Below are 14,309 nucleotides of genomic sequence, written 5' to 3'. Positions count from 1 at the left end.
TGACGAAACCACTTAAGCCACACATGCTAATCTATGTTCCGTCGAAAGGCAATTTACCCCGGCTTTTATAATCGGCGACATGATATTCGATTGGACAAACATCGCCCGCAATGACAGGGGACGCGGCTATAGTGTCCCTTATCCCGGCAAGTTTAATATGCGCAACACGTCCCTTTCAGGCATATCCGCTGATATGTTGAACGCTTTACTCGATGATGCGTTCGGGGCGGATCGGCATGCACGCACGGCCTATTTGCTGCGCAAAGGCATGGCCGTCATTGATCATTTGTCCTTTGGGATTTTGGACGATGGCGCATTACTCGCGAGCATTCAGTGTTGGCCAGTGCGCGTTGGAAAGGCCGATCTGGTCTTAGTGGGCCCAGTCGCGGTTGCCACCCATCGCCAGAATAGCGGGCTTGGAAAACGATTGATGCAATTGATGCTCAACGCCGCAACGCCGCAGGATGCGCCAATGGTTATGATTGGAGATGCGGAATATTATGGCCGTTTTGGTTTTGAAGCCAAGGGCACATCTGGCTGGACCTTGCCCGGACCTTGGGAACCAAGGCGTTTGCTGCTGCGCAATGTCGATATGGTTGCCTTGCCAACACATGGTATGCTTGGCCCTGCCGACTAAGCTTTGACGATTGGCCGGATTGGACGTATCGCGTTCTTATGCCTTACGAAGCACCTGATCTAGCCAAGCTTAGTCTGTCCGATATTGCGGAACTTGTTGCGACGCGAAAATTGCCACCTGTCGAAAGCTGGGAACCCGCCAATATCGGCGATAGCGAAATGCGGATCGCGTCTGACGGTAAATGGTTTTATCAGGGCGGAGAAATTACACGGCCAGCAATGATCCGTGCCTTTTCCAGCCTATTGCGCCGCGATGCCGATGGACAATATTGGCTTGTGACGCCGCAGCAAAAGCTGTCGATCATCGTCGACGACGCCCCGTTCATTGCCGCCGAACTGCAAAGCGAAGGCGAAGGACCAGAACGTAGCTTGGCGTTCCGGCTCAACAGCGACGACCTTGTTTTTGCCGATGCCGATCACGCAATTGAGCTGCGCGGCGGCCTGATGTATTTGCACGTGCGCGGCGGGATGTGGGCAAAGCTTGCGCGTCCGGTCTATTATGAACTCGCCAATTTGGCGCTTGCCGAAAATGCCGAAGACCCAAGCATTTGGAGCAAAGGCGCGCAATTCCAACTGGCTTCGCCTGCATGAATTGGCGGCACAGGTTGCAAGCGGCGCTTGATCCAGCACGCAGCATAGAGATTGAAGACGAACGGCACTTTGCCGTCGACACCCACCGTGCAGCAGCGGTTCTGATCCCAATAACAGACCGGGCAGAACCTGGTGTCATCTTGACTCAGCGCCCCACATGGTTGCGCAGCCATGCGGGCCAAGTTGCTTTTCCCGGTGGCAAAGTCGATGACAGCGATGAAGACGTAATCGCGGCGGCGGTGCGAGAGGCGCATGAAGAATTGAACATCCCGCCAACAATAGTTGACGTCATCGGCGTTGCGGACACATATTTCTCCGGCAGTGGATACAGCATAGCGCCTGTTATCGGCTTCATCCCGCCAAACCTTTCGCTTCAGCCCAATCCGGAAGAAGTCGATGACTATTTCGAAGTGCCGCTTGCCTTCCTGCTTGACCCTGCCAATTCGGTGCGAAAAGAGGCGGCTTGGAATGGACAGCAACGCAGCTATTATGACATGCAATGGGGCGAACGACGGATTTGGGGCGTGACGGCGGGGATCATCGCCAATCTCGTGCGGCGGCTGGCATGACGCGTGCGCGCCTTCCCGATGCCGAGTGGCAGCATCACGATGGCCTGAAAAGGATTGTGGCGGCGCTGGATGATGTTTATGGCGGCCCGCGTTATGTGGGTGGCGCGGTGCGCGACACGCTGCTTGGTTTGCCGGTATCCGATGTTGATATCGCAACGGCCTTATTGCCAAACGAAGTCATCAACCGTTTGGAAGCTGCGGGTATCAAGGCTATTCCAACTGGCATCGAACACGGAACAGTCACCGCCGCTGTGGATGGCAAGAATTACGAGATCACAACGTTGCGGCGCGATGTTGCAACGGATGGACGCCGTGCGACGGTTGCTTTTGCAACGGACTGGCAAGAGGACGCAAGCCGCCGCGACTTCACTATCAACGCTTTATATGCGGACCCCAAAAGCGGAGAAGTCTTCGACTATTTTAATGGGCTGAGTGATCTGGAGGCGCGCAGATTGCGGTTTATTGGCGATGCCCATCAACGGATCGCCGAAGATTTCTTGCGCATATTGCGCTATTTCCGGTTCCTTGCGCGATATGGCGGCGGGCAGATTGATGCGGACGCCATTGCGGCGTGCGCAACTGGCGCGCATGGACTGACGGCCTTGTCGCGCGAACGCATCGCGCAGGAACTCACGCGCATATTAGGGTTGCAAAATCCGGTCGCATCAGTCCTGCTGATGATCGCAAGTGGCATCTTTTCGCCATTTCTGCCCGAACTGTCGGGCAGTGCCGCCGATGACTTGCTGCACCTTGTGGAGCGCGAAACGCAATATGCGCAGCCCGTCTCGTTGCCTGCGCGCTTTCTGGCGCTGTTAACCCGCGATAGCGTTGCGGCCGATAAGGTTGCGGCGCGGTTGAAACTGTCCAACAAACTGCGCGAGGGCTTTGCCCAAAGGTTGCGCGCAGGTGTGCCCACACCCTTTAATGTCCGCGCGATTGCCTATCGTGCGGATATCGACACAGCACGTGATGCCGTGATGCTATATGCGGTCGATGCAGACGTGCCGGAATGTCTCGCGCGGCTGGAAAAATGGGACATTCCAAGCCTCGTGATCAAGGGCGGCGAACTCATTGTCATGGGCTTACCCGCTGGCCCCTTGGTCGCAACAACGCTGCAAGCAATTGAGGCCGCTTGGATAGAGGAGGATTTTCCAGATGCGGCACGCCAACGCACGCTGGCGACTCAAATGGTCGATGCTGCTTTGCGCGGAAAAGAAAGAATATAAGTCAGTTACGTAATCGGGAAAAGACCGGCGGCTTTGAGTCAGAGCCTAAACGCAGATGAGCGCGCCAATCACCAGATATTCGGCATCGGGCTCTGCCAGTTGTAATATGCCACCACCTTGCACCGCCAGCATATGTGCCGCCCATGCTACCGCCGTGCGCGAGTCCACGGCAGCGGGGTCAAGCTGACCGGTCAGGGCCTGTCGAATAGCTGAATCCATTATGATTTTGGGTCCACTCGCCCGAATGACAATTTCCTGCTCGCCGGAGCGCGCTTCGGCACCGACGGACAATGTCCCGCCACGCACCAGCGCGTCATTGGCCAACAGAACGAGATTTAGCAATATTTTCACTGCTCGTTTCGGCATCATCTGCGCAGGCACGGCCCACTCAAGTACCGTCCGTCCGCTTGAAGTCACCATTGGCTCAATCACCAATTTTGCCTCTATGGGATCAACTTCAGCGCCAAACCCGCCTGCAGCGCCAAAGGCCAGACGGAAAAACTTAAGTTTGTCAGCAGCGGCCTTTGCGCTCTCCGCCAGCAAATCCATGCATCGTTGCCGCATTTCGGGATCATGCTCATCCGCCAATAGCTCAAGGCCATTATTTATCGCGCCAACGGGGCTTAACAGGTCATGGCACAGGCGCGCGCACAGCAGGCTGGCAAAATCGATTTCGGTTTCGGACATTAACGAGAGTTCCAGATGGTATCGGGCGTGCAGCCGCCGCTCATGAACCGAGTTGGCGGGTGTTTCAACCCTCTACCAATAACGTGACGGGGATAAATCCGGTCACCCGAGCGTCTGCAACTACAGGCTGCCAAGCCGTGATCGAACGATCGGCAATGATGAGCCAAATATGCTGATCGGGTGCCGCATGGGCGACGTCGGTTGAGGACGGCGCGGCCACACCATTGGGGTGCGAATGGAAAAATCCCAACACAGGAATTCCACCACTTCGCACGTCCTTACCTGCTGAGATCAATGCGGCCGGGTCGATTTCGAAATGCCTTGCAGGATCGGCAGCGACATTCTGCGCCAGCTCCACCGCGGCAACAATATCCCCCGCCCCCCGCAATAACCCGCAGCACTCATGGTCCCCGGCAGTTTCAGCCCAGTCCAGAAGTTGTCGCCAGTCGCTGCTTGATAAATGCAAAGCCATCACCCATGTCTATGCGATGCTTGGAGAAATTACCACATTTACAGGTGTTTTGGGTGCGGGGCGGCTGGATAGCGCGCTTACCGCCGCATTGCCGCAATTTTCGCGCGCGCGTATTCAGGCTTTGATCGCGGATGCCGCGCTGCGCATCAATGGTCAGGTCTTTGCCGACGCCGGCAGCAAGAAGATGTCGGGACAAGCATTTGAGCTTAATGTCCCTGCCCCAGTGCCCGATAAAGCAGTGGCGCAGAACATCGCGCTCGATGTGGTTTTTGAAGATGAACATTTGATCATCATCAATAAGCCAGCCGGGCTGGTCGTGCATCCGGCGGCGGGTCATAGCGATGGAACCCTTGTCAACGCGCTGCTCCACCATTGCCACGGCAAGCTATCGGGCATTGGCGGGGTGCAGCGCCCTGGGATAGTTCATCGCATCGACAAAGACACGTCCGGGCTTCTGGTCGTAGCCAAAAGCGATGCGGCGCATGAGGGCCTCGCAAAACTCTTCGCTGCGCATGATATTGAACGCAAATATATTGCGATCGTAAACGGCATTCCCGCGCCACCTGCTGGCACGGTCCGCACACAAATTGGCCGGTCCACCACAAACCGAAAGAAAATGGCGGTGCTGCCCGAATCAAAGGGTCGCCATGCCGTCACGCATTACCGGATGGTTGAGGCCTTTGCCAAAACGGCAGTGGTCGAATGCACGCTGGAGACAGGGCGCACCCATCAGGTCCGCGTGCATATGGCCCATATCGGCCATCCACTCATTGGCGATGGCGTATATTCTAATCGACAAAACCATTATAAAATCGGTCCAAATCAAGCCAAATTCGACCGGCAGGCATTGCATGCGGCCTCTTTGGGGTTTATTCATCCCATTACCGGCGGAACTTTACGGTTTGAATGCGGTATACCAAAAGACATGCAGCTTCTGTTAAGCCTGTTGCAGTCATAAAGTTTTTAAGGGAACGCTTTACCAGCGGGTGCTTGATGAGGCCCAAAGGAAGGCACAATGAAAGAGGAAAACATGTCTGTTAAAAAGAATGTTCCGGCTACGATACCTGCCCTTGGGGGGGACGCGAGCCTTAATCGTTACCTAAGCGAGATCCGGAAGTTTCCGATACTCAAGCCCGAGCAAGAATATATGCTTGCCAAGCGCTTGCAAGAACATGGCGACACCAAAGCCGCTGAACAGCTGGTCACCTCGCATCTTCGCCTCGTATCGAAAATCGCCATGGGGTATCGCGGCTATGGCCTGCCGGTATCCGAGCTGATTTCCGAAGGGAATATCGGATTGATGCAGGGCGTAAAGAAATTTGACCCCGACCGTGGTTTCCGCCTCGCGACCTACGCGATGTGGTGGATCCGCGCTTCCATGCAGGAGTTTATCCTGCGAAGCTGGAGCTTGGTAAAAATCGGCACCACCGCTGCGCAGAAGAAGCTGTTCTTCAACCTGCGCCGCATGAAAAACAATCTTCAGGCTTTTGAAGATGGCGACCTGAACCAAGAAGCATTGCGCAAAATCGCAACTGACTTGGGCGTTTCCGAGGAAGAAGTGAACAATATGAACCGCCGCATGGCGATGGGCGGTGATACATCGCTCAACGTGCCCATGCGGGAAGATGGCGATGGTCAATGGCAGGATTGGTTGGTCGATGACACGCCTTTGCAGGACGAGCGCGTTGCCGACGCACAAGAAGGTGACATGCGCCATGCCTTATTGTCCGAAGCGATGGGCAGCCTGAATGAGCGCGAGAAGCACATTCTAACGCAGCGCCGCCTGATCGAAGAGCCGCAAACACTCGAAGAACTCAGCCAGACCTATAGCGTTAGCCGAGAGCGTGTGCGCCAGATCGAAGTGCGCGCTTTTGAAAAACTGCAAAATGCGATGTTGCGCATTGCTGGCGAAAAACGGCTACTGCTCGCGTTTTAACTGTCTGTAAAAATAGGTGACGGGCGGAAAACACTGCGCTAGTTTTTGGCAATGACAAAAACCAAGCGTTCGTTTTCCGCCCGCGTCCTTCGTTCCAGCTTTAAGGGCGCATTGTACTTCATTGGGGGCAGCCTCGCGCTTACCGGCGTCTATGCCGTGGCCCCTGTCCCGACGACATTGACGATGTTATTCGACAGCAACGGCGCCAAACGCGACTGGACCCCCCTTTCCGATATATCGCCGAACCTTGTGCGGGCAGTGATCGCCGCAGAGGACGGTAAATATTGCAGCCATGATGGTTTTGACCGCGATGCCATTGAACAAGCCTTCGCGCGTAACCAGCAAGGTGGCCGTATACGTGGTGGGTCGACAATCAGCCAGCAGACCGCGAAAAATGTATTCTTGTGGCAAGGATCAGGCTGGACGCGCTATCTGCGCAAAGTGCCAGAGGTGTATTTCACGTTCCTGATCGAAAACATCTGGGGCAAACGCCGGATCATGGAAGTATATCTGAACGTCGCCGAAACCGGTATCGGCACCTATGGCGCAGAAGCCGGCGCGCAGCGTTATTACAAGAAATCCGCCAAGAACCTGACCCGCATAGAGGCCGCGCGCTTGGCCGCAATCCTGCCCTTGCCCAAAAAGCGTGCAGTGAACAGCGTGGGCGGCTTTACCCGCCGCTATGGCAACAGCATCTCCGCACGCATCCGCGTCGTCAAACGTGACGGCCTTGATGCTTGCATCTACACATAAAAAAGGACGGAGCCGAAGCCCCGCCCTGTTTTTAGTTCGGTTTAGAGTAGCTTAGAAGCTAAGCTTCACGCCAACACGAACGCCGTAGAGCGACTGCCGCGACACCAGCGCTTCGCTTGGGGCAAGCACGTCAGAGTACCTAAATTGCGCACAATTTTGTGTCGAAGCAGTGTTTACAACGCCAGAACCCGGCGTTGTACCAGTTGCAACAGCGGTGGTTAGGCATTGTACCGAGACGAGAGCAGCTGTCTGCGGGAACGATACCTGACGCAATGAACCCCAATCCTTATTGATCATGTTCAGCACATTCTCAATGTCTGCAAACAGGCGCAGTTTAGAGTTGCCTACAATCAGTGGGAGCTCTTGGCTGATTGAAACATCAATTTTGAAGAAATCTGGCGACTGTTGCGTATTCTTGCCCAAGATCGTCCCGCGATATTTGCCGATCTTAAGCTTATCTACAAGTGCATTAAACGCTGTCTCGTTCGCCGATGAAGCAAATGATACACGGCTATCACCAACAGTTGGTACATAAAGGAGGTGACGGCTGCCATTCCCTACAGTGCCGAACACTGCTGACCGACCTGACGTCTTATCGTTCATAGTCAGGCTGTAAGGCCGGCCTGAGCGATATTCGCCAAAGAGTGACAGGCGAGTTTTGTTTTCACCGAAGAACGCTCTGTTGAAATCGACGCCAAATTTCCACTGGTCCTTGATTTGATAAATCGAGGTACCGTAGGCTGCAAAATTTGGATTGGAGAACGCATTGTTCGAATACAAAGAACCTGCTGTGGCCGAAGTGATGGCGTTGGTGTCTTTAACGTCCGAACGGGTGTAGCTGGCATTGACCGCCAGACCCCAATCCCAAGACTTAGCCAATCGTGCAACGCCGATATAAGAACGACCGCGCTGGTCATTGGTCATTAACAAATCTTGGTTGGTGGTCGCAGTTCCGCCCAAAGGCGCATAACGGGGGCGGCCATCGGGAAGCGTGCCGATGACAACCGAACGCGCGTCAGTCCACTGATACGCCTCGATAACATCACCATAAAGCGCATCAACGCCAAACAGCCAGCCATCGCCAAGCGGTCCGAGATCCGCATCATAGTTGACAGACAAGGTTGCACGCGCCTGACGTGCGGTCGAAATATCGGGATCAATTGCGTTGACGGGTGCAGCTGCCAGGGATGCAGTGTTGGTCGCGGCAAATGCACCAACGGTTGACGGTATCTGTCCTGTCACGCCGGTAAGGGCCGCCGCACACAAGGTTGGGTTAGCCGGAGACACGTTACAAGTCGCCTCCGAAGAGTCACGCGATATGTCGATGGCATTTGTCCGCTGTCCGGTGTTCGAATAGCTGTTTGACAGGAACACATCAGGTGTTCCACCCGCGAAAATACCAATCCCACCGCGAACGACGAGACGATCTGACGCCTGCCAGTTAAACCCAAATCGCGGTTGGAACACGCCCTCACCATTGAAGGTATTGGTGTTCGGGAAATTCTGGCGTGTAAGGAAATTGGTATTCAACGCCACGGCCGTTGGATTTTCATATAAATCATAACGGAAACCGAAGTTCATTTCCAAATTTGGCAATACTTCCCAATCATCTTGGATACCAAATGTGTAAGCACTGCTGCTGAAATTGGCTGCCGCGTCATTCGCATCAAGACTTGGAACGGCTGCGCCGAAGCGAAGACGGCTTGCAACGCGATTTTGGAAGTCGGCTATCGAGTCAAAGTAATAATCACCCAATGACCTTTGCAGGAAAAGGTTGAAGGTGTTGATTTTTGAATAGCCAAAGGTCGCCTTAATACGATGGCTTCCCGCATCTTTCCGTGCTGTAAAATCGATTGAGAGGTTATCGGTATTCAAATCATTCGAATGACGGCTGACGTCAGGTCCGAAGAATACACGCGAACTGCCGCAAGAGGTGCGGGTACTTGCACCGCTGACCACTGAAGTTGGGTCCAGGCAAACCTCAACCTGAGAGAATTCTCGGCCACCGAAAGGCGTTTGGTCGCGGTTATAGTCGCGATAGGACGCCCGGACTTCGGTTGAAAATGTGTCAGTCCATTGCGAGTTGAGCTGAAACGCGCCTGAGTTCACTTCCTCACCAAGTTCATATCCGTTCGAAAACAAACCTATCGCATAAGGGGCGCTTCCGGTGACGAATGTATTTTGCTGGAACTGTTGCGTCCCAACGTTGCGGATGTACGTTACCGAAGCACGGTGGTCTTCGTTGATGTTCCAATCCAATTTGGCGACGTATTTCTCGTCTTGTTCAACGGCATTTTGGATTTGGCCAAGTGTATCGTAACCATATACCGATTGTGCAATCGCGCTAACCTGATCGATTTGCGCTTGTGTGACGCCTGGTACCTGATTGGCATAACCGGAGCCCACACCATCATCAAACGGATCCGACTCCTTCGTTTTTTCATAACCAAACATAAAGAACAACTTGTCCTTTACGATTGGCCCAGAAATAATCCCGCCATATTGCTTCGAGTCAAATTTCAATGCGACTTTGCGGTCACGTGTTTTGTCGCCCGTCAGACTTTCGTCGGTGTACGTGTAAAAGGCCGAACCCGAGAAGTTGTTTCCGCCAGACCTCAGAACGACGTTAATTGCGCCTCCCTGAAAGTCGCCTTCCGAAATGTCAAAAGGTGCCACTTTGACGGAAAGCTGCTCAATTGCGTCAAACGGCACAGGACCGCGTGAGGTGGGCAGACCGCCGTTATTCAAGCCAAAATCATCCGAGAATTGAACGCCGTCAACAGAGAAGCGATTTAAGCGGCCATTTTGGCCAGCGACTTCGATCGTACGGCTGTTCGAAAGGTCAATAGTCACAAATGGATCACGCCGTGCAACATCGCGAATATCACGGTTAATCGACGCAACACCCTCAATATCCTCGCGATTAAAAGCAGATGTTGGTCCATTACTTGTCTCAGTCGCACCGCGAAGAGCAGAGGCGGTAACTACGATCTCGCGTTGTGTTTGAAGAACAACGGGAAGGCGAAAGCTTTGGCCAGCGCTCAAGGATAGGTCAGTTACCTGAGCAGTCTCGTAACCGCTTGCGTCAACACTTACTGTGAAAGGTCCGCCAACACGAAGACCACTTGCGCTAAAGTTACCCGCGTCGTCGGTCAAACTTGTTGATGTCGTGCCAGACGGCTCATGGACAATCGTTACCGTCGCGCCAGCAACTGGACCGGTATCGCTTTCAACGGTTCCACGAACAGATGAAGTGGTCTCTTGCGCGAAAGCAGGCGTTGCGAGAACTGAAGCCACCGACAACGCAGCAGCACTAGCAGCGAGATAAAAACGGACTTGCATAAACATACCCCTTAGAAAATTGTAGTTCCTACGGTTTTGCGTGCGCAGAGAAGATCGGCAAGTCGGCGCGCGACTAGGAACGGCCCCCCTGATGGAACTGGTAAATGTCAATAAAATGACAATCGTACGCCCGTATGGGTAGCTGCACCCCGACGGCACTCCACACGCAAGGTTTTGCGTTACGGCACGCCATGGATTGACATTATTTTGTCAGCGAACGTGGCTTATTTGCCACAGTCAATTGAGCCTTTGCTTAAGCGGCGTCTTCTTTGCTGGCCTTGGCGGACTTGGCATATACCAAAACAGGGGTCTTGCGACCCTCGACGACGTCCTTATCCACCACAACCTCGTCCACACCGTCATAGGTCGGCAGGTCGAACATCGTATCCAGCAAAATCGCCTCAAGAATGGATCGCAGGCCACGCGCACCGGTTTTGCGTTCAATCGCCTTCTTGGCGATGGCTTCCAACGCATCATCGGTGAAGCTTAGGCCGACATCTTCCATTTCAAACAGCTTGCGATATTGCTTCACAAGCGCATTTTTGGGTTCCGAGAGAATTTTCACCAACGCCGCGGTGTCAAGGTCTTCAAGCGTAGCGGTTACCGGCAAGCGTCCGACGAATTCGGGGATTAGACCAAATTTCAACAGGTCTTCAGGTTCGACCTGCTTGAGGATTTCGCCAGTACGACGCTCGTCCGGGTCAGCAACATGCGCGCCAAAACCAATCGACTTGCCCTCAAGACGATTTGAAATAATCTTTTCAAGCCCGGCAAATGCACCGCCGCAGATGAACAAGATGTTCGTCGTATCGACCTGCAGAAACTCTTGCTGTGGATGCTTGCGACCGCCCTGTGGCGGGACGCTGGCCGTTGTGCCTTCCATGAGCTTGAGCAGCGCCTGTTGAACGCCCTCCCCGCTGACATCGCGAGTGATGGAAGGATTTTCGGCCTTGCGGCTGATTTTGTCGATTTCGTCGATATACACAATGCCGCGCTGCGCCTTTTCGACATTATAATCGGATGCTTGCAGCAGCTTGAGAATGATATTCTCTACGTCTTCACCGACATAGCCGGCCTCCGTCAATGTCGTTGCGTCTGCCATCGTAAACGGCACGTCGAAGGTCTTAGCCAGCGTTTGTGCCAATAATGTCTTACCGCAACCTGTGGGGCCGACGAGCAGGATGTTGGACTTCGCAAGCTCAACATCCGCGCCCTTTGCGCCATGGTTGAGGCGTTTATAATGGTTATGCACGGCAACCGACAATACGCGTTTTGCCTGCGGTTGACCAATGACATAGTCGTCCAATACCTCGCAGATTTCCTGCGGCGTGGGCACTTCGCCCTCTTTACGGCCATTCAAGGCGCCCTTTGTTTCTTCGCGAATGATATCATTGCAAAGTTCAACACATTCATCACAGATGAACACTGTAGGGCCAGCGATCAACTTGCGCACTTCATGCTGCGATTTTCCGCAGAAAGAGCAATAAAGGGTACTTTTCGTATCTGAACCGCTCAACTTCGTCATAATATGTCCTGTATGCACGCCAATTTTAAAAGCACATTAAAGCCCCAGTATCCTAAAGATGCGGTCCGATTAAGCAATAGCCCAATGCGGACTGTGCCATGAAGGCAAATCTGCCAAAATGACCCCGCTAGTGTCAGCTTGCGTCGGCTTCTGCATTTGCCGGGCGCTTGTCAAATACCTCGTCTACTAGGCCAAAGGCCTTTGCCTCGTCCGCTTCAAGGAAGGTATCGCGGTCCATAGCTTTTTCTATATCCTTCAATGGCTTACCTGTATATTTTGCATATAGGTCATTCATACGCTTGCGAATACGTAAGATTTCATTTGCCTGAATCTGGATATCCGACGCCATGCCGCGTGCGCCGCCGGAAGGCTGATGCACCATGATACGCGAATTGGTCAAAGCGACGCGCATGCCCGGCTCGCCCGCCGCAAGCAGGAAACTGCCCATTGAAGCCGCCTGCCCAATGCATACGGTGCCGACTTTCGGACGGATATACTGCATTGTGTCATGTATCGCCATGCCCGCAGTGACCACACCGCCGGGCGAGTTAATATACATCCAGATGTCTCTCTTCGGATTATCCGATTCGAGAAACAACAGCTGCGCCGTGATGACGGAGGCCATATTGTCCTCCACTTCGCCCGTCACGAAAATGATCCGTTCTCGTAAAAGCCGCGAAAAAATGTCCCAGCTGCGCTCCCCACGGTTCGATTGCTCGATAACGACGGGAACCAAAGCTTGGACGGGATCAAAAGGAACGTGCATGAAATACCTCTAAGATGTTATGTTTATGCGTTACCGCCTACATCGGCGTGGGCAAGCAAAGTTTCAAGCACGAAAACGGTTTAGTTTGGGGATGAGTTGGAAGCTTCGTCGCACGCTGCGGCTCCACCGTTCCCTAATTCGATTATTTCTTATATTTTTAGTGCTTTAATAGATGTGTACGTTTCTGTCGCGAATATGTCTAACAACAAGCCGCCATTGTTATGACGATAAAAAAGGGGGACGCATCGCATCCCCCTTTTTGCTGCAATGTTTGATGCAGAGATTATTTCTTAGGTGCAGCCTTTTTGGCGGGTGCCTTTTTGGCTGGCGCGGCATCAGCGTCCTTTTTAGGGGCAGCTTTATTCGCAGCAGGCTTGGCTTCCTTGGCAGGCGCTTCGTCTTTTGCGGCTGCCTTTTTTGCAGGTGCCTTTTTCTTATCGGCAGGCTGTGCATCTGGTTCAGCTTCAATGGCGGCTTCAAGCACGTCCTTGGTCACGGTCTTGTCCGTCACGGTCGCCTTGTCGAACAGGAAGTCGACAACCTTGTCTTCAAACATCGGTGCACGAAGCTGAGCGGCTGCCATTAAGTTTTCCTGCAGATATTGCACGAAACGCTGACGGTCTTCAGGGCGATATTGCTGCGCAGCTTGCTGCACGAGCATGTTCATTTCCTGCGAACTGACTTCAACACCATTGGCTTGGCCAATTTCCGAGAGGAGCAAGCCCAAGCGAACGCGGCGGACGGCGATATCGCGATACTCTTCGCGCTCGGCTTCCATTTCCTTTTTCGCAGCTTCGGCGTCTTCTTCGCGGGCAGCTTCCTGCTCCAATTGCATCCAAATCTGTTCGAATTCGGCTTCGACCATTGAAGGCGGCACTTCGAAATCATGACCGGCGGCAAGCTGATCCAGCAACTGGCGCTTCATATAGGTGCGCGTCAGGCCGTTATGTTCTTGTTCAACCTGAACCTTCATCAATTCACGCAATTTGTCGATGCCGTCCAGGCCGAACATCTTGGCCAAATTGTCATCTGCCTTGGCTTCAACCGGCTTGCGCACTTCGTTGACGACGATGTCAAAAGTTGCCGCCTTACCCTTCAGGTTTTCGGCATTATAATCTTCGGGGAAGGTTACGTTCAGAACCTTTTCGTCATTGGCTTTCACGCCAACCAACTGGTCTTCGAAACCGGGGATCAACTGACCAGAGCCAAGCTCAACGGCCATGCCTTCGCCCTTACCGCCTTCGAAAGGCATGCCGTCGACCTTGCCTTCAAAATCGATAACGACGCTGTCGCCCATTTTGGCAGCATATTTCTTGTCGGCCGCTTCAAAGCTCTTTTGCCCTTCGGCAAGCTTCAGGATCGATTCATCGACTTGTGCGTCGCTGACTTCGACGGTCAGGCGGTCAAGCGTGATGCCGTCGATCGACGGCGCTGCAATGATCGGCAGGATTTCGAGATGAAAATCGACAACCGCGTCTTTACCCGGCGCATAATCGTCATCGAGATGCACATGTGGCTGAGTCGCTGGACGCAATTTGTTATCCGAAATCGTCTTTTGGACGCCTTCTTGAATCGAGCTGTTCAGCGCGTCCTGAAGCAGCGAGTCCTTGTGCATTTTCTTGACCAGATTGGCGGGAACCTTACCGGCACGGAAACCGGGCATACGCACTTGAGGTGCAATTTTCTTCACCTCGGCATCGATGCGGGATTCAACGTCCTTTGCGGTAATCGTCATGCGATAAGCGCGCTTCAGGCCTTCATTCTGTGTCTCGACGGTCTGCATGTTTTCTTCTCTATCTACGACAG

General features: G+C 53.5%; 13 protein-coding genes. 7 read left to right on the top strand and 6 right to left on the bottom strand.

Features of this window, described 5'->3' with window-relative positions:
• The first annotated feature begins 79 nt into the window (after positions 1 to 79).
• The 4 genes from Q0N43_RS07595 to Q0N43_RS07580 are packed head-to-tail and all read left to right on the top strand — an operon-like array spanning position 80 to position 3,022.
• On the top strand, positions 80 to 637 hold the full coding sequence (locus Q0N43_RS07595) for an N-acetyltransferase (RefSeq protein ID WP_295444832.1): 558 nt from the start codon (positions 80 to 82) through the stop codon (positions 635 to 637).
• A gap of 38 nt (positions 638 to 675) precedes the next feature.
• A complete protein-coding gene (locus tag Q0N43_RS07590; RefSeq protein WP_295444829.1) occupies positions 676 to 1,227 on the top strand; it encodes a DUF1285 domain-containing protein in 552 nt (183 codons plus the stop codon).
• Positions 1,224 to 1,796: a CoA pyrophosphatase gene (locus tag Q0N43_RS07585; protein WP_295444825.1), complete on the top strand. Its 573-nt coding sequence runs from the start codon at positions 1,224 to 1,226 to the stop codon at positions 1,794 to 1,796. The genes Q0N43_RS07590 and Q0N43_RS07585 overlap by 4 nt, the downstream gene beginning before the upstream one ends.
• Positions 1,793 to 3,022: a CCA tRNA nucleotidyltransferase gene (locus tag Q0N43_RS07580; RefSeq protein WP_295444822.1), complete on the top strand. Its 1,230-nt coding sequence runs from the start codon at positions 1,793 to 1,795 to the stop codon at positions 3,020 to 3,022. Before Q0N43_RS07585 ends, Q0N43_RS07580 begins: the two co-directional genes overlap by 4 nt.
• 45 nt (positions 3,023 to 3,067) lie before the next feature.
• Here the strand turns inward: Q0N43_RS07580 and Q0N43_RS07575 are convergent, their stop codons facing one another.
• Positions 3,068 to 3,709 (bottom strand): histidine phosphotransferase family protein, encoded by a 642-nt coding sequence (locus Q0N43_RS07575; RefSeq protein WP_295444819.1) that lies wholly within the window; start codon positions 3,707 to 3,709, stop codon positions 3,068 to 3,070.
• Positions 3,710 to 3,773: 64 nt separating this feature from the next.
• The gene (locus Q0N43_RS07570; protein ID WP_295444815.1) at positions 3,774 to 4,175 is read right to left on the bottom strand and encodes a M67 family metallopeptidase; all 402 of its coding nucleotides are present in this window, start codon (positions 4,173 to 4,175) and stop codon (positions 3,774 to 3,776) included.
• Positions 4,176 to 4,197: 22 nt separating this feature from the next.
• Here Q0N43_RS07570 and Q0N43_RS07565 point away from each other — a divergent pair, with 22 nt between their 5' ends.
• From Q0N43_RS07565 to mtgA, 3 genes are all read left to right on the top strand, one after another.
• Positions 4,198 to 5,139 (top strand): RluA family pseudouridine synthase, encoded by a 942-nt coding sequence (locus Q0N43_RS07565; RefSeq protein ID WP_295444812.1) that lies wholly within the window; start codon positions 4,198 to 4,200, stop codon positions 5,137 to 5,139.
• 72 nt (positions 5,140 to 5,211) lie between these two features.
• The gene (rpoH, locus tag Q0N43_RS07560; protein ID WP_295444975.1) at positions 5,212 to 6,117 is read left to right on the top strand and encodes an RNA polymerase sigma factor RpoH; all 906 of its coding nucleotides are present in this window, start codon (positions 5,212 to 5,214) and stop codon (positions 6,115 to 6,117) included.
• A gap of 51 nt (positions 6,118 to 6,168) precedes the next feature.
• A complete protein-coding gene (gene mtgA, locus Q0N43_RS07555) occupies positions 6,169 to 6,870 on the top strand; it encodes a monofunctional biosynthetic peptidoglycan transglycosylase (RefSeq protein ID WP_295444809.1) in 702 nt (233 codons plus the stop codon).
• A gap of 51 nt (positions 6,871 to 6,921) precedes the next feature.
• Here mtgA and Q0N43_RS07550 read toward each other — a convergent pair whose 3' ends face one another.
• From Q0N43_RS07550 to tig, 4 genes are all read right to left on the bottom strand, one after another.
• Positions 6,922 to 10,212: a carboxypeptidase regulatory-like domain-containing protein gene (locus Q0N43_RS07550; RefSeq protein ID WP_295444807.1), complete on the bottom strand. Its 3,291-nt coding sequence runs from the start codon at positions 10,210 to 10,212 to the stop codon at positions 6,922 to 6,924.
• Between the two features lie 253 nt (positions 10,213 to 10,465).
• Positions 10,466 to 11,737 (bottom strand): ATP-dependent Clp protease ATP-binding subunit ClpX, encoded by a 1,272-nt coding sequence (gene clpX / locus Q0N43_RS07545; protein ID WP_295444804.1) that lies wholly within the window; start codon positions 11,735 to 11,737, stop codon positions 10,466 to 10,468.
• A gap of 133 nt (positions 11,738 to 11,870) precedes the next feature.
• Positions 11,871 to 12,503 carry an ATP-dependent Clp protease proteolytic subunit gene (locus Q0N43_RS07540; RefSeq protein WP_295444801.1) on the bottom strand — a complete coding sequence of 211 codons (633 nt, stop codon included), beginning with the start codon at positions 12,501 to 12,503 and terminating at the stop codon, positions 11,871 to 11,873.
• Between the two features lie 283 nt (positions 12,504 to 12,786).
• Complete coding sequence (gene tig, locus Q0N43_RS07535; RefSeq protein WP_295444972.1) at positions 12,787 to 14,286, bottom strand: trigger factor; 1,500 nt, start codon at positions 14,284 to 14,286, stop codon at positions 12,787 to 12,789.
• Positions 14,287 to 14,309: the final 23 nt, after the last annotated feature.

This window comes from Sphingorhabdus sp. EL138, from assembly GCF_945882965.1.
Taxonomy (GTDB): domain Bacteria; phylum Pseudomonadota; class Alphaproteobacteria; order Sphingomonadales; family Sphingomonadaceae; genus Sphingorhabdus_B.
The sequence above is the reverse complement of the archived record's forward strand: the minus strand, read 5'-3'. Positions and strand labels throughout refer to the sequence as shown.

Excerpts from the sequence above, each read along its gene's own strand:
- Q0N43_RS07595 (WP_295444832.1), top strand. The coding sequence starts at position 80 with ATGATATTCGATTGGACAAACATCGCCCGCAATGACAGGGGACGCGGC.
- Q0N43_RS07590 (WP_295444829.1), top strand. The coding sequence starts at position 676 with ATGCCTTACGAAGCACCTGATCTAGCCAAGCTTAGTCTGTCCGATATT.
- Q0N43_RS07585 (WP_295444825.1), top strand. The coding sequence starts at position 1,224 with ATGAATTGGCGGCACAGGTTGCAAGCGGCGCTTGATCCAGCACGCAGC.
- Q0N43_RS07580 (WP_295444822.1), top strand. The coding sequence starts at position 1,793 with ATGACGCGTGCGCGCCTTCCCGATGCCGAGTGGCAGCATCACGATGGC.
- Q0N43_RS07575 (WP_295444819.1), bottom strand. The coding sequence starts at position 3,709 with ATGTCCGAAACCGAAATCGATTTTGCCAGCCTGCTGTGCGCGCGCCTG.
- Q0N43_RS07565 (WP_295444812.1), top strand. The coding sequence starts at position 4,198 with ATGCTTGGAGAAATTACCACATTTACAGGTGTTTTGGGTGCGGGGCGG.
- rpoH (WP_295444975.1), top strand. The coding sequence starts at position 5,212 with ATGTCTGTTAAAAAGAATGTTCCGGCTACGATACCTGCCCTTGGGGGG.
- mtgA (WP_295444809.1), top strand. The coding sequence starts at position 6,169 with ATGACAAAAACCAAGCGTTCGTTTTCCGCCCGCGTCCTTCGTTCCAGC.
- Q0N43_RS07550 (WP_295444807.1), bottom strand. The coding sequence starts at position 10,212 with ATGCAAGTCCGTTTTTATCTCGCTGCTAGTGCTGCTGCGTTGTCGGTG.
- clpX (WP_295444804.1), bottom strand. The coding sequence starts at position 11,737 with ATGACGAAGTTGAGCGGTTCAGATACGAAAAGTACCCTTTATTGCTCT.
- Q0N43_RS07540 (WP_295444801.1), bottom strand. The coding sequence starts at position 12,503 with ATGCACGTTCCTTTTGATCCCGTCCAAGCTTTGGTTCCCGTCGTTATC.
- tig (WP_295444972.1), bottom strand. The coding sequence starts at position 14,286 with ATGCAGACCGTCGAGACACAGAATGAAGGCCTGAAGCGCGCTTATCGC.